Raw genomic sequence first — 13,184 nt, 5'->3', positions numbered from 1 at the left:
GTAGTTCAGGCTAAAGTATGCATTATCTGTTATCTCTGAGTCCTCATCATGAACTACTGGCTTTTTAAAACTGAACCCGAAGAATGCAGTATTGATGATTTTGCCAAAGCACCGGATCAAGCCATAGTCTGGGAAGGAGTGCGAAATTATCAAGCGCGGAACTTCTTAAGGGATCAGGTGAGAACCGGTGATCTGGTGTTTGTTTACCATTCCAGTTGCAAGGACATTGGTATAGCGGGTGTGGCGAAAGTGGTACAAAACAGCTATCCGGATCCAAGCCAGTTTAACTCTTCAAGTCCGTATTTTGATGCAAAATCAACTGGCACTAAAGCGCCTTGGGTGGCAGTAGACCTGCAATTTGTAGAGAAATTTACCCGACTGTTGTCACTCGACAAACTCAAACAGTCAACTAAGCTAGAGCAGTTACCACTGGTGAAAAAAGGCAACAGATTGTCTGTCATGCCCGTTAGTTCAGCAGAATGGCAACATATAATAAAAATGAGTCAGGACAAGGGGAACTGCGATGAAGCAAGAGAGACGACGTGAACCCAGAGACCTGAGCTACTTCTGGGAAATGCTCAGCATGGCGCAGAAATTCTCGGTGTCTGAGTTACAACGTTTTGGCTACGAGCTGTCTTTTGTGCGGCAACAGGAACAACAACGGCTGGCTGTGCTCAAATCCGGTCAAAAAATGGCCAGCATTACTGAAGATGGTCAGATCAATACGGCACCCAAAGTGTTCCTGCGCGATTAACCGCTTTCTTCACTACACTTCAACCCGCCAAACGATCGGCATTGACAGGCTGGTAGTCCTGTACCATTTCAACCGCACGCTGGCATAATTTGAGATAGGACGTCAGCGTATTACTTTGCCAGAGTTCAGTCAGCGCAGAATGATGACGAATAAAGTTTTCCATCTCATTAAAGGTTAACTGATTCTGTTGTTTCAGAAATTTGGCTACAGCCTGCCGCGGTAACATGTTGTGATTGGCTTGCTCTTTACATAACACCGGAATAGCTTTACATAAAAGCTCGGTGTGCAGATACCAGACCGGAGCTTTCGTCTGAGTACGTCCGGCCTGATGGACTTTAGCCAGTAATTGCTGGCTTTGTTCTTCAGCGAGCCAAAACGCCAGATGCTCTAATTGCACAGACTGTTGTTCAGCGAAATGTAACTGCACTTTTAATCTATTTTGCATTTTGCCTAGTTGATCCAACCTCAAAGCCAAAAACACTATAGGTGCCACAGCTAACAGTAATAACAACATCCACATGAAAAACTCACTCCCTTTTACTGCAACCAGATCACGCAAAAACAGCGGCACTTTAACAGAGCCAGGGGCAGAATCCTATGACAGAATCACAGCCTAAACGACCCCTGGATGAAAAACTTTTAAGATTGCTTTTTCCGCTGAATATAGCTGGCCACTTGCTGCTCTAAAATTGACAAGGGCACACTGCCATTGCGCAGTACTACATCATGAAATTCTCGCAGATCAAAATCATGCCCCAACTGCTGTTGTGCTTCTTTACGCAATTTTTTGATCGTCAGTTCACCCAACTTATAAGACAGTGCCTGAGCCGGCCAGCTGATGTAACGATCGATTTCCGTGGTTACGTTGTGCATGGATAAAGCAGTATTACTGGCTAGAAAATCAATAGCTTGCTGACGGCTCCAACCCATAGTATGCATACCTGTATCTACCACCAAACGTGCAGCTCGCCACATTTCATAAGTCAAACGGCCAAAATCACTGTAGGGATCCTGATAAAACCCCATTTCAATACCCAGATATTCCGCATAGAGACCCCAGCCTTCTCCAAAAGCTGAAGTGTAAAAGTTACGGCGATATTCGGGCAGTGACGATTGTTCACGCGCTAACGAAATTTGTAAGTGATGACCAGGCACGGCTTCATGCAAAGTTAAAGCTTCCATTTCATATAAAGGACGACGGTCCAGCGCGTAGGTGTTGACCCAATAAAAACCCGCTCTGTCATCTCTGTTGGTGCCGGCATATCTCCCCGTAGTGTATTTAGGCGCAATTTCTGCCGGAACAGGTGCTACGCCATAAGGAGTGCGGGGCAAGGTTCTGAAGTATTTAGGCAGTTCAGCATCAATCTTCTTAGCGATAAAAGAGGCCTCTTTTAGCAACTCAGTTGGGGTTTTGGCATAGAACTGCGGATCAGTGCGCAGAAACTGGATGAACTCAGCAAAACTGCCTTTAAATCCAACCTTGGTAATGATGGCCTGCATTTCTGCACGAATACGAGCTACTTCATTAAGTCCTATCTGATGCACCTGCTCTGGTGTCAGCTTTAACGTGGTGTAATGCTCCAGTCGGTTCTGATAATACTCACGACCTTTAGGCCAGTCACTGGCTGCAATACTGTCACGAGCCCCCGGCAAATACTGCTCAACCATAAACTGATAAAACTGCTGATAAGCAGGATTCAATTGCAGCGTCACCACTTGCTGAGCTTCTGACTGCAACGCCTGCCAACTTTCAATATCGATAAATTCCGGCTTTTGATGAAAAGGTCGGTAGAACACATTTTGTTCCGGAGTTTTGCTGATAAAAGCCAGGATACTTTGCTCAAAACCTGCCAGCACAGCCTTAGGTTGAGTCATGCCTGTGGCAAGTCCCTGTTTCATCCACTCCGTTTGCTGCTGCATATAAGCCGGGACTGTTTTTAATTTAGCAAGATAGTCCAGATAATCTTGTTTTGTTTTAAATTCAGTGCCGGAAACCATAAATGCCAAGGCGCTGTGAAAGCCTGATTCAGACGTCAAAGGCATCATGTGCGCGCCATACTGATATTCCGACAGGGCGTCTTCGAGGCTATAGCTTAAAATCGCATAGTTAATTTGTTGCTGTTCAGTCAAAGCAGAACTATCTATTTGCTGCAGTTTATCCAGCCACTGTTGTCTTTGTTTGGCCTGAGCCGCCAAAGTTGCTGCTGACATATCAGGTAAGCTGGTCTTGCTGCGGTTATCCAACTTCTTTTCGGCTTGCCATAGCTGCTCGGCAAACTGATCGAAATCTATAGGTTGAGCGGATTGACTGCTGCAGCCGGTCATTAAAAAGGCCATGCAGAAAAACATAATCCTCTGACGCATTCTCTTTCTCCCTGGTGTTTTTCCTGATTCTACTCCATTCAGTTCTGACGACCAGCGCTTCGGGCTGCGCTTTTTGGATACTGGCCGCAATAATTGACTCAGAACAGCTAAAAATGTCGTTTTTTAACCGACAATCTGCGCTTTTTTGCGCGATCAGAAAAAAAACTTAAAAAATAAGTCATTAATAAGGCAGGATATGCAGACTTTTTCTAACAGATATGTCAGCTTAACAACATCAGTCAGCTTGCCTCTGTGTAAGTTTCGCGTAACATTGCGTTTTTAAGGCTAAATTAGCAGTAGTATTTAGTGGAGTTGTATTTGGCATGAAATATCAGGACTCAATCGAGCAGGCAAGTGAAAAAGCAGCGTTGACTGCCGCTTTTTTGCAGCGGCATCGTTTGGCAGCCCATCCGGTCAATTACACAGTGATCTATGAGTATATCAACGGTCAAAATGACGGACTATGCCAGGCCATAGAACAAAAACTGGCAGTTCAAAGTAACTTTGACGATTTTGTGCTGGCGGAATTGTATAGCCAATGGCTGAGCCCACAACACCAGCGTCAGGAAGAACTCACCCGCCAGGTCACGACTATGCTGGGCAAGTTATCTGGCACCACAGATATTGCCAGCGAAGCAGTGCAACAGTACATTGATGTATTGGATCAGGCGCTGCTGGGTTTAGACCCAAATAACGCCAATCGCAGCCGCGACAGTGTCAATAAGGTGATTAGCGCGACTTATGCCATCAAAGCCAGTCAGCAAAAACTCAAAGACCAACTCGACTTTTCGAACGAGCAGTGCCACACGCTGCGCTCTGAACTGGACCATCTGAAAAAAGAACGTCAACTGGATCCGCTCACTGGCTTGTACAATAGGCTGGCGATGCAGGAGCATCTGGATTTATGGCTGACTGAAAATCCGGGGCGCCGTATTGCCGCCATAGCGGTGAATTTAGATCATTTCTCCCAGTTTAATCAGGACTATGGCTTTGGCGTCGGTGATGTGATTTTAAGTAAAGTAGCCCGCAAAATTGCCAGTTATGTACAGGAAAGTGGCTTACCTGTGCGTTCTGGCGGTGAAGAATTCCTGATTTTGTTACCTGATGTTGATTTACGTACTGCAGGTGAAATCGCCGAACAAGTGCGTAAAGGAGTAGAGAAACTAAGGTTTGTCTCAGCAAAAAGTAAAAAGACCTTACCTAAAATCACTATATCGCTCGGTGTCAGCATCTATAACACAGCGGAAAACTGGCATCAGTTTTTATCCCGCAGTAGTAAAGTATTGCTGGAAGCCAAAGTGCGTGGTCGTAATCAGGTCGCGACAGAGCTAATGCTGGCCAATTAAATTATGGCCAGCTTGCTAAAAGAGGTTTTTAACAGGGCATTTTTGCAGCAACTCTCCGCCTTATGCCAACACCAGTCTCCTGCTTTTGATAGCGAAACATTTTTGCAGCGCACCCAAGGCGCAGACTGGGAGCAACTGGAACTCAAAGCCAGAGTTCGCTGCATCAGTCAGGCCTTGCACCAAAGTCTGAATTTGGCTTATCCAGATGCTATCGCCGTGTTAATCCCTGTCAGCAGTCATTTTTCCGGTTTGCAGGGTTTTGTGTTTGCCGACTATGTGGAAGTCTATGGCCTGGACGACCCGCATACTTCTTTTCAGGCTTTGGCTCATTTCACTTGTTTTTCTACAGGCGAGTTTGCCATCCGGCCTTTTTTCCAGCGCTACCCCGAACTTACCTTAGATCAAATGAAAGCCTGGGCGGGCTCTGACAATCTGCATCTGCGCCGATTAGCCAGTGAAGGGGCACGACCTCGTTTACCCTGGGGTATGGCGCTGAAAAGTTTCAAAAATGACCCAAGCCCTTTAGTACCACTACTGGAGCAGTTGAAGACCGATGCACAACCTTATGTGCAGCGCAGTGTGGCCAACCACTTAAATGACATCAGTAAAGATCATCCGGAACTGGTGTTGGATATAGCGTGTAGCTGGTTTGGGCAGCATCAAGTCACTGACTGGATCATCAAACATGCGTTACGGGGCCTGCTTAAGCAGGGGCATCCACGGGCTCTGACTTTGTTTGGCTTGCAGCAATTACCTTTGCAGGTACAGCTGAATATGCTCAATGCACAAGTCTCGACTGAACAGCCTTTGCATTTTGCGATAGAGCTGTCTGGTCCAGAACAGTTGCAGGCAGCGTTAAGACTGGAATACAAAATTGGTTACCGGAAAAAATCCGGTCAGTTAAATTACAAGGTATTTCAGTTAAGTAACAAAGCCTGGACAGGTCAGAACCTGAAGTTTGAACGTCGTCACGCTTTTACCGACCTGACCACCCGCAAACATTATCCCGGCCAGCATCATCTGCAAATTATGCTCAACGGCCATTGTTATGCAGAATGTTTTTTTCAGTTTGCCAGAGATTGATCTGAAACAGACAGAGCTGCATAAAGATACAGGATAAGTTGGCGTAAGCCGCCGAATCTTTTACACTAGCGCCACTTTAGTTCACAACGAACAGCCAAAGGCTTTTTTATGACTGACCAGCAACCTGATAGCACTCATTTTGGCTTTAAAACTGTAAAGCAGACTGAAAAAGTCTCGCTTGTGGCCAATGTATTCCATTCTGTTGCGGCCAAATACGATCTGATGAACGATGTGATGTCGATGGGCATCCACCGACTGTGGAAAAGATTCACCATTGACTGCAGCGGTGTGCGGCCTGGTCATCAGGTATTGGATTTGGCCGGTGGCACAGGTGACATCACAGCGCTGTTTTCTAAAAGAGTAGGCCCAACCGGCAAAGTGATTCTCGCCGATATTAACGAGTCTATGCTGAATGTCGGTCGCGATAAATTACGCGACTTAGGTCTGGTCAATAATATCGATTATGTGCAGGCCAATGCGGAAGCCTTGCCTTTTGCCGACAACAGCTTTGATATCATCAGTATCGGTTTTGGTCTGCGTAATGTTACCGACAAAGACGCGGCTTTACGTTCTATGTACAGAGTATTAAAACCTGGTGGCCGTTTACTGGTGCTGGAGTTTTCCAAACCTGAGTACGAGTGGCTGAGCAAAGTCTACGATCTGTATTCCTTCAAACTACTGCCTACTATTGGTGGATTGGTCGCCAACGACAAAGAAAGTTATCAGTATCTGGCGGAGTCTATCCGGATGCATCCGGATCAGGACACCTTAAAACAGATGATGGAAACCGCAGGTTTTGAGCATGTCAGCTACCACAACCTGACAGGCGGCATAGTAGCTCTGCATAAAGGTTATAAATTCTGATGTTGAGTTTAGTGCCACAACTGATTTGCGCTACTTTGGAAAAAGTGCTGCACAAGGTTGTGGCTATGGATCCGGCCTCCCCGGCTTTATTACAAAAAGTACAAGGTAAACAACTGGCTTTGCAGTTACAGGAGTTACCCTGGCGTTTTGTTTTATCCGCTACGGCAGACAGCTTATTACTGAATCAGCACAACGAAAAAGTTGATTGTGTCATAGTCACAGACCTTACAACCTTGCAAAAGCTGAATGATCCCAGTCAGCTCACCCGCCTGATTAAGCAAGACAAGCTGCAGATTGAAGGCGATCTGCAGGTCGCTCAGCAATTTAGTTCTTTGCTACAACACCTCAATCCGGACTGGGAACAGCAGCTCTCGCAGTGGCTGGGGGATGCGCTGGCGCATAAAGTGGCCATAGCGATAAAGCAGTTACAGCTTTACATTCAAACCCAGTTACAACAACTGGAACAAGCGACTGTCGAACTGGCTCAGGACGAGCTGGCTTTGAGTCCGACTCAGGCCGAGATGAACCAGTTCAGCCGTGATGTCAGTCAGTTGCAAGCGCGATTAGATGTATTAAGTCGTCATAACGCCTTCAGGCAGGAGTAATTTTGGGTCTGCGCCGCTTTTACCACATCTTAAAAACTTTGCTGCAGTACGGATTGGAGCAATTGATCCCATCGCAGTGGCAACCCTGGTATTTCCGAGCAGTACGCAGCGCTGCATTTTGGTTACGCAACAAACACCCGGATAAAACTGAAGGCGAGCGCTTACGCTTAGCCTTACAGCAACTGGGGCCGGTTTGGGTGAAGTTTGGTCAGATGTTATCCACCCGTCGTGATTTATTTCCTGCGCAGTGGGTGGATGAACTTGCCAAATTACAGGATAAAGTAGAAGCCTTTCCAGGCGAACAAGCCAGACAGTTGATCATTCAGCAACTGGGTTTACAACAGATTGACGACTTATTTGAACGGTTTGATGAAACTCCACTGGCTTCAGCTTCTATTGCACAGGTTCACACAGCTCAGCTAAAACAAGCAGACGGCACTTTGGCTGATGTGGTGATTAAGGTGATTCGGCCTGATATCAAACCACAAATTCTGGCTGATTTAGAGCTGATGGACGCTTTAGCTGATTTAGTGGCCCGTTATCTGCCGGATGGCAAAAGATTACGCCCTAAAGAAGTGGTGGCGGAGTATCGCAAAACTATTCTGGATGAGCTGGACTTACAACGCGAAGCCGCCAATGCCATTCAATTGAAACGGAACTTTGAGGGTTCAGACTCACTCTATGTCCCTTATGTTTACGCCGATCACAGCAGACCAGGCGTGATGGTGATGGAACGGATTTATGGTATTCCGGTCTCAGATTTAGAAGCACTGCGCTCTCAGGGGACCAATCTGGAACTGCTGGCTAAACGTGGCGTAGAGGTGTTCTTTACTCAGGTATTTCGCGACAGTTTTTTCCATGCCGATATGCATCCGGGTAATATTTTTGTCTCTTTTGAAACACCGCACAACCCAAAATATATCGGCATAGACTGCGGTATAGTCGGTACGTTAAATAAAGAAGACAAACGCTATCTGGCAGAAAATTTTGTGGCCTTTTTCAACCGCGATTACTTAAAAGTGGCGCAGTTGCACGTGGATTCAGGCTGGGTTCCCCCTGACACTAGTGTCGAAGAATTTGAAAGTGCTATACGCACCGTCTGTGAGCCTATTTTCCAGAAACCGCTACAAGATATATCTTTTGGCCAGGTGCTGTTTAATCTGTTTAACACAGCCCGTCGTTTTAATATGCAGGTTCAACCGCAACTGGTATTGTTACAAAAGACCCTGCTGTATATTGAAGGTTTAGGGCGTCAGTTATACCCACAATTGGATTTATGGCAAACAGCCAAACCATTTCTGGAAAACTGGGTCAAACAGCAGATGGGGCCTGCCGCCTTGTGGCGCGAAGTGAAAGCGAATTTACCATTTTGGGCAGAAAAAATGCCGGAAATGCCGGGATTGTTGCATCAGTATTTGCAACAAGGCCCCAAACAACAAGCTCAATTGTTAGCGAAATTGCAGCAAGTACAGGCACAACAGCAACACCAGACTAAAAAACTGGCCAACGCAGTGCTGGCAGGTTGTAGTTTATTAGCAGCTGTCTTATTACTGACATCTGGCTGGTCTATAACAGCGGCGGGACTAGCGCTGATTGCGCTGGTTTTTTGTTTTAAAAATTAACAGACGGGCCATCAGGTTCGTTTTGAGTTTGTATATGAAAGGAGAATAACATGGGTTTTGGTGGCATTAGTATTTGGCAGTTATTGATCATCCTGGTGATTATTGTCCTGCTGTTTGGCACAAAGCGTCTGCGTGGTATAGGTTCAGATTTAGGTTCTGCCATTAAAGGTTTCCGTAATTCGGTCAAAGATCCGGAAGATACTGCAGATCAGGCAGCACCGGTTGTTCAGGCTCAACAGCCGCAATTAAAGGCGGAAGCGAAAGACACAGCTCCTGCCAGCACTGAACAACCTAAAACTCCTGAACAACGCTAAATGAGCTTTTGGGAATTAGTGGTCATAGCCGTAGTTGCTCTGTTGGTGTTAGGCCCGGAGCGACTGCCAGGCGCTATCCGCAGTGTCAGTGGCTTTATTCGTAATGTAAAACAATTTGGTCAGCAAATGCAGGCGGAATTAAATGACGAATTACGGGTGCAGGAACTACACGACAAGTTAAAGCAGGCCGAAGAAAAAGGCCTGTTAAACCTGACCACTGAAGAGATGCAGGCCATCACTGAACTACGACAAGCGGCAGCTGATGTCACCAATCCCTATCCGGCTACGGTTCACTCTGCGCAAACACAGCCAGCAGAGCCTGCAGCTGCACCTTCTTCGATTGTATCGGACCCAGTAGTAACAGATGACAAAAACCACAAACCCTAACAGCCTGTTAGGCCACCTGATTGAATTACGCCGCCGTCTGCTCAATACAGTGATGGCGGTATTGCTGGTGTTTATCTCTTTGGCGTATTTTGCCGCTGATATCTACCACCTGATGGCGTCACCTTTGATGGCTGTGCTACCGGCAGGCGCATCTATGATAGCCACCGATGTGGCTGCGCCATTTTTCGCCCCTTTTAAGCTGACCTTCATTGTCGCTTTATGCCTGACTGTGCCTTATATGTTGTGGCAAATCTGGTTATTTGTAGCCCCTGCTCTTTATCAAAAAGAAAAGCATCTGGTGGCACCTCTGATCATCTCCAGCACTCTGCTGTTTTACTGTGGCATCGCCTTTGCGTACTACGTGGTTTTCCCCCTGGTCTTTGGCTTTTTCACCAGTGTCGCGCCTGAAGGAGTTACGATAGCGACGGATATCAGCAGCTACCTCGATTTCGTTTTAAAACTTTTTTTCGCTTTTGGTTTATCTTTTGAAATTCCGGTCGCTGTGTTGTTATTAGTATGGACAGGTGCAGTAACAAGGCAACAGTTGGTTGAAAAACGTCCTTATTTTGTTGTATTTGCCTTTATTATCGGTATGTTGCTGACACCACCTGATGTATTATCCCAGACATTGCTGGCAGTCCCAATGTGTTTACTCTACGAATTGGGTCTGTGGCTGAGCCGGTTTTATGTTACTTCTACAGAGACAGATGAGACTAATTCATGAACAAATACCTGACTTTATTGGTAATGGGTTTTATCGCACCACTGCATGCATCCCAAGTGCTAGAGAATCAAATCATTAACTGCCAAAGCATCACGTCAAACGAACAACGTCTGGCCTGTTTTGACCGTATTGAGTTAGTCGTAGTAAAAAGTGCAGCTCCAGTAGCAACGCCTGTGGCCACTGCGGTAGCAGAATCAGCTTCATCTGCAGTGGCGACTGCACCTGTAGCAGCAGCTGTGCCAGTGGCAACAACAGCAACGGTAGCCGAAGCCGCTCCTGCACCTTCTCAGGCGATTGAGGAGTTTGGTCTTGAACACAAAAGGGTGCAGCAGGAAGCCCCACAAGAAAGTTTGACGTTAACCTTAGCTAAGGTCGGCAAAACTCCTTACGGAGAACTGATTTTCACTTTTGAAAACGGTCAGGTCTGGCGCCAGGTGATCAAAGAAGCATTCACCGCTTCGATTGGAGAATCTTATCAACTGCAGCGTGGCGCATTTAACTCGTTTTTTATCAATAAAGAAGGTCAGTTTAAAAAAACCAGAGTCCGTCGGGACAAATAAATGAAAGCTTGGTTTGATGCCGGGATTAATTTATTTAACCCGCGCTTTTCGCTAGATAGGGAGCAGGTACTGGCCAATGCCTGGCACCATGGTTTATCTGGTATGTTGTTGATTAGCAGTGACATTGAAGAGTCTGAGCTGCAACAAGCTTATGCTTTATCCGATCCAAGATTGTATTGCACTGCTGGTGTACACCCGCATCAGGCCGACCAGGTACAAGCTGACTGGATCTGCCGATTAAGCAGTTTACTGCAACACCCTTCAGTGGTTGCCGTTGGTGAATGTGGACTGGATTTCAATCGGAATTTTTCTACACCACAAAACCAAATACAGGTGTTTGAAGCACAACTGCAACTGGCCTCTGAACATAACAAAGCGATTTATCTGCACGAGCGCGATGCCTTTACGACTCAATATCAGATGCTACAGCGTTATCAAGGTCTGGCAGGTGTAGCTCATTGTTTTACAGGCGATAAAGCTCAACTAAAAGCTTATCTGGATTTGGGCCTGTATATTGGTATTACCGGTTGGTTATGTGACGAAAAACGTGGTCAGAGTTTGAGAGAAGCTGTCCGCTATTTGCCACTGGACAGATTGATACTGGAAACAGACGCACCTTTTTTATTACCAAAAACATTGGTTCCTAAACCAAAATCAAGCCGGAATGAACCCGCTTATCTGTCAGAAATAGCAATACAATTTGCCAGTCTAACTGGCTACAGCCTCGATGATATCGCTGCATACAGCAGAAAGAACAGCCAGGTGCTGTTTCAAATTACAGCAGATGAGTACCCTCTATGATGCAATGGCTACAGCTGAACTGGCAGCAGTTACTGATCGGATTCAGCAGTGGCGTAGTTTTAACTGCTTTAGCATCCTGGCTACTGTTTTACCTGCAGCAAAAAAAATGGCAAATGACGGTTGCGGATCAACTCGAGGATAGTATTCAGCAACGTACACTCGAATTACAGATCACGCTGATTGAACTGGCAGAAAAAAACAAGCTGCTGGAGCAACAAAGTACTATAGATGCCTTAACCGGAGTGCGAAACAGGGCTTTTTTTGATCAGAAACTCAGTGCGGAAATTAAACGTAGTCGTCGTGAACGCAGCACTTTGGCTCTATTAATGATCGATATAGATCACTTCAAATCCTTTAATGACAATCATGGCCATCTGGTAGGTGATTTAGTCATTAAGGAAGTTGCTCAAAGCCTCCAGCAAGAGCTCAAACGCAGCACCGATTATTTATGCAGATACGGTGGCGAAGAGTTTGCCATCATTTTACCGAACACGGATTCCGAAGGTGCCATGCTGTTAGCAGAGCAGCTACGGCTTTGTTTGGAAAACCAGCGTATTCAGCATGAAAAGCTGGAGCTGTCTATCAGTGTCAGTATTGGTTGTTATGCTGGCGTAGCTGAAATCAACAGTGTCAGCATTGATTATATTCAAGCCGCAGATATAGCTCTGTATCGGGCGAAAAATGAAGGTCGAAACAGGGTTGTTTGTAACCCTGAGGTTGTGATCCCAGTACAGGAGACTCCAGATGAGTCAGTTTAACGAGTATTTCCCTGCCAGCCGCTTACGCCGTATGCGTCAGTCTGATTTCAGTCGTCGCTTAATGGCCGAAAATCGTCTGACGGTCGATGACTTAATTTATCCCATGTTTATTGTCGAAGGTGAAAACCAGCGCCAATCCATTCCCTCTATGCCGGGTATTGAGCGTCTGTCGTTGGATTTGCTACTGGAAGAAGCAAAAGAATTGGCCACTTTGGGCATTCCAGCTATTGCGATATTCCCTGTGACCGCTGCAGAGAAAAAATCTCTGTTAGCTGAGGAAGCTTACAACCCTGACGCCTTAGCGCAACGTGCGGTACGGATGTTAAAACAACATGTGCCTGAATTAGGCGTGATCACTGATGTTGCACTCGACCCTTTCACTACTCACGGTCAGGACGGCATTATTGATGACGACGGTTATGTGCTGAACGACATTACCACAGACATTTTAGTGAAGCAGGCCTTGTCTCATGCAGAAGCGGGCGCTGACATAGTAGCCCCTTCTGACATGATGGATGGCCGTATCGGTGCTATCCGCTCTGCTTTGGAAGCAGAGGGTTATGTAAATACCAAAATTATGGCGTATTCAGCTAAGTATGCTTCTGCTTATTACGGGCCTTTCCGCGATGCAGTAGGCTCAGCTGGCAATTTAAAAGGCGGCAATAAAAAGTCCTATCAGATGGACCCAGCCAACAGCAACGAGGCTTTACGTGAAGTAGCTTTGGATTTGGAGGAAGGCGCGGACATGGTAATGGTCAAACCCGGTATGCCTTATCTGGATATAGTGCGCCGGGTCAAAGACGAATTCGGAGTGCCTACTTTTGCTTATCAGGTCAGCGGTGAATACGCCATGCATATGGCTGCCATCCAAAACGGCTGGCTGGCGGAAGAAGCTATAGTAATGGAATCTTTGCTGGCCTTTAAACGCGCTGGAGCCGATGGCATCCTGACTTACTTTGCGAAAAAAGCCGCGATCTGGCTACAAAGATAAAACACCAGGGT

General features: G+C 46.3%; 16 protein-coding genes. 14 read left to right on the top strand and 2 right to left on the bottom strand.

All coding sequences use genetic code 11. The annotated features are described in order from the left end of the window. Nucleotides 1-48 precede the first annotated feature (48 nt). On the top strand, nt 49-546 hold the full coding sequence (locus tag IEW88_RS16055; protein ID WP_147905030.1) for an EVE domain-containing protein: 498 nt from the start codon (nt 49-51) through the stop codon (nt 544-546). Then, a complete protein-coding gene (locus IEW88_RS16050; protein WP_053423338.1) occupies nt 524-754 on the top strand; it encodes a hypothetical protein in 231 nt (76 codons plus the stop codon). The genes IEW88_RS16055 and IEW88_RS16050 overlap by 23 nt, the downstream gene beginning before the upstream one ends. A gap of 19 nt (nt 755-773) precedes the next feature. Here the strand turns inward: IEW88_RS16050 and IEW88_RS16045 are convergent, their stop codons facing one another. After that, a complete protein-coding gene (locus IEW88_RS16045; RefSeq protein WP_053423339.1) occupies nt 774-1,274 on the bottom strand; it encodes a hypothetical protein in 501 nt (166 codons plus the stop codon). Nucleotides 1,275-1,393: 119 nt separating this feature from the next. After that, on the bottom strand, nt 1,394-3,118 hold the full coding sequence (locus IEW88_RS16040) for a DUF885 domain-containing protein (protein ID WP_147905029.1): 1,725 nt from the start codon (nt 3,116-3,118) through the stop codon (nt 1,394-1,396). 323 nt (nt 3,119-3,441) lie between these two features. On the opposite strand from IEW88_RS16040, the gene IEW88_RS16035 reads away from it, so the two are divergent. The 12 genes from IEW88_RS16035 (at nt 3,442) to hemB (ending at nt 13,173) form a co-directional block, all read left to right on the top strand. Beyond that, nucleotides 3,442-4,464 carry a GGDEF domain-containing protein gene (locus tag IEW88_RS16035; RefSeq protein ID WP_053423341.1) on the top strand — a complete coding sequence of 341 codons (1,023 nt, stop codon included), beginning with the start codon at nt 3,442-3,444 and terminating at the stop codon, nt 4,462-4,464. Between the two features lie 3 nt (nt 4,465-4,467). Then, nucleotides 4,468-5,547, top strand: coding sequence for a DNA alkylation repair protein (locus IEW88_RS16030; protein WP_147905028.1), 1,080 nt, complete (start codon nt 4,468-4,470; stop codon nt 5,545-5,547). A 108-nt stretch (nt 5,548-5,655) separates the two neighbouring features. Next, nucleotides 5,656-6,411 carry a bifunctional demethylmenaquinone methyltransferase/2-methoxy-6-polyprenyl-1,4-benzoquinol methylase UbiE gene (gene ubiE, locus IEW88_RS16025; protein ID WP_147905027.1) on the top strand — a complete coding sequence of 252 codons (756 nt, stop codon included), beginning with the start codon at nt 5,656-5,658 and terminating at the stop codon, nt 6,409-6,411. Beyond that, nucleotides 6,411-7,016 carry a ubiquinone biosynthesis accessory factor UbiJ gene (locus IEW88_RS16020; RefSeq protein WP_147905026.1) on the top strand — a complete coding sequence of 202 codons (606 nt, stop codon included), beginning with the start codon at nt 6,411-6,413 and terminating at the stop codon, nt 7,014-7,016. The genes ubiE and IEW88_RS16020 overlap by 1 nt, the downstream gene beginning before the upstream one ends. Nucleotides 7,017-7,018: 2 nt before the next feature. Continuing rightward, the gene (gene ubiB, locus IEW88_RS16015; RefSeq protein ID WP_147905025.1) at nt 7,019-8,638 is read left to right on the top strand and encodes a ubiquinone biosynthesis regulatory protein kinase UbiB; all 1,620 of its coding nucleotides are present in this window, start codon (nt 7,019-7,021) and stop codon (nt 8,636-8,638) included. Between the two features lie 50 nt (nt 8,639-8,688). Further along, the gene (gene tatA, locus IEW88_RS16010) at nt 8,689-8,952 is read left to right on the top strand and encodes a twin-arginine translocase TatA/TatE family subunit (protein ID WP_147905024.1); all 264 of its coding nucleotides are present in this window, start codon (nt 8,689-8,691) and stop codon (nt 8,950-8,952) included. Further along, the gene (gene tatB / locus IEW88_RS16005; protein WP_147905023.1) at nt 8,953-9,339 is read left to right on the top strand and encodes a Sec-independent protein translocase protein TatB; all 387 of its coding nucleotides are present in this window, start codon (nt 8,953-8,955) and stop codon (nt 9,337-9,339) included. Next, complete coding sequence (tatC, locus tag IEW88_RS16000) at nt 9,317-10,063, top strand: twin-arginine translocase subunit TatC (RefSeq protein ID WP_053423348.1); 747 nt, start codon at nt 9,317-9,319, stop codon at nt 10,061-10,063. Before tatB ends, tatC begins: the two co-directional genes overlap by 23 nt. Further along, nucleotides 10,060-10,623, top strand: a complete 564-nt coding sequence (locus IEW88_RS15995) for a hypothetical protein (protein WP_147905022.1) — start codon at nt 10,060-10,062, stop codon at nt 10,621-10,623. Before tatC ends, IEW88_RS15995 begins: the two co-directional genes overlap by 4 nt. Next, on the top strand, nt 10,624-11,424 hold the full coding sequence (locus IEW88_RS15990) for a TatD family hydrolase (RefSeq protein WP_147905021.1): 801 nt from the start codon (nt 10,624-10,626) through the stop codon (nt 11,422-11,424). Beyond that, a complete protein-coding gene (locus tag IEW88_RS15985) occupies nt 11,421-12,182 on the top strand; it encodes a GGDEF domain-containing protein (protein ID WP_147905020.1) in 762 nt (253 codons plus the stop codon). Before IEW88_RS15990 ends, IEW88_RS15985 begins: the two co-directional genes overlap by 4 nt. Further along, nucleotides 12,169-13,173: a porphobilinogen synthase gene (hemB, locus tag IEW88_RS15980; protein ID WP_053423352.1), complete on the top strand. Its 1,005-nt coding sequence runs from the start codon at nt 12,169-12,171 to the stop codon at nt 13,171-13,173. Before IEW88_RS15985 ends, hemB begins: the two co-directional genes overlap by 14 nt. Nucleotides 13,174-13,184 lie beyond the last annotated feature (11 nt).

Source organism: Rheinheimera tangshanensis, assembly GCF_014645135.1.
Classification (GTDB): Bacteria; Pseudomonadota; Gammaproteobacteria; order Enterobacterales; family Alteromonadaceae; genus Pararheinheimera; species Pararheinheimera tangshanensis.
Note: the sequence above shows the minus strand (reverse complement) of the source record. Positions and strands in the feature narration are given on the sequence as shown.

Excerpts from the sequence above, each read along its gene's own strand:
- IEW88_RS16020 (WP_147905026.1), top strand. The coding sequence starts at position 6,411 with ATGTTGAGTTTAGTGCCACAACTGATTTGCGCTACTTTGGAAAAAGTG.
- tatB (WP_147905023.1), top strand. The coding sequence starts at position 8,953 with ATGAGCTTTTGGGAATTAGTGGTCATAGCCGTAGTTGCTCTGTTGGTG.
- tatC (WP_053423348.1), top strand. The coding sequence starts at position 9,317 with ATGACAAAAACCACAAACCCTAACAGCCTGTTAGGCCACCTGATTGAA.
- IEW88_RS15990 (WP_147905021.1), top strand. The coding sequence starts at position 10,624 with ATGAAAGCTTGGTTTGATGCCGGGATTAATTTATTTAACCCGCGCTTT.
- IEW88_RS16035 (WP_053423341.1), top strand. The coding sequence starts at position 3,442 with ATGAAATATCAGGACTCAATCGAGCAGGCAAGTGAAAAAGCAGCGTTG.
- tatA (WP_147905024.1), top strand. The coding sequence starts at position 8,689 with ATGGGTTTTGGTGGCATTAGTATTTGGCAGTTATTGATCATCCTGGTG.
- IEW88_RS16045 (WP_053423339.1), bottom strand. The coding sequence starts at position 1,274 with ATGTGGATGTTGTTATTACTGTTAGCTGTGGCACCTATAGTGTTTTTG.
- hemB (WP_053423352.1), top strand. The coding sequence starts at position 12,169 with ATGAGTCAGTTTAACGAGTATTTCCCTGCCAGCCGCTTACGCCGTATG.
- IEW88_RS16030 (WP_147905028.1), top strand. The coding sequence starts at position 4,468 with ATGGCCAGCTTGCTAAAAGAGGTTTTTAACAGGGCATTTTTGCAGCAA.
- IEW88_RS16055 (WP_147905030.1), top strand. The coding sequence starts at position 49 with ATGAACTACTGGCTTTTTAAAACTGAACCCGAAGAATGCAGTATTGAT.
- ubiE (WP_147905027.1), top strand. The coding sequence starts at position 5,656 with ATGACTGACCAGCAACCTGATAGCACTCATTTTGGCTTTAAAACTGTA.
- IEW88_RS16040 (WP_147905029.1), bottom strand. The coding sequence starts at position 3,118 with ATGCGTCAGAGGATTATGTTTTTCTGCATGGCCTTTTTAATGACCGGC.
- IEW88_RS15995 (WP_147905022.1), top strand. The coding sequence starts at position 10,060 with ATGAACAAATACCTGACTTTATTGGTAATGGGTTTTATCGCACCACTG.
- IEW88_RS15985 (WP_147905020.1), top strand. The coding sequence starts at position 11,421 with ATGATGCAATGGCTACAGCTGAACTGGCAGCAGTTACTGATCGGATTC.
- IEW88_RS16050 (WP_053423338.1), top strand. The coding sequence starts at position 524 with ATGAAGCAAGAGAGACGACGTGAACCCAGAGACCTGAGCTACTTCTGG.